The sequence below is a fragment of the Oceanobacillus saliphilus genome, from assembly GCF_023522835.1.
In the GTDB taxonomy this organism is placed as follows: Bacteria; Bacillota; Bacilli; order Bacillales; family Amphibacillaceae; genus Oceanobacillus; species Oceanobacillus saliphilus.
In genome coordinates, this window is record NZ_JALCZU010000167.1 from 1 (window position 1) to 266 (window position 266).

The following is a 266-nucleotide window of genomic DNA, read 5'->3' on the forward strand; positions in this document are numbered from 1 at the left end:
GGGAGCATGCGATTTTTGTTGACTTTGAACGCGAGACGATGGTGATCAATCAATCAACGTTTGAAAACTTGCTGACGATTGTTGAACGCTATCCAATGTACTTTGTGGGCTCGAATGCGGATTTGCCAATCGTTGGTGGATCAATTTTGTCACAAGAACATTTTCAAGGTGGACGCCATGTTTTTCCGTTGATGAAGGCGCCGACAGAATGCGAAATTCCAATGCCGGCCTTTCCGGATATTCGAGCTGATATTGTCCGTTGGCCG

1 pseudogene is annotated in these 266 nt (G+C 46.2%); it reads left to right on the plus strand.

Annotated features, from left to right (window positions below):
- Positions 1 to 266, plus strand: a pseudogene (locus MN204_RS20805) (UDP-glucose--hexose-1-phosphate uridylyltransferase); the annotation flags it as partial.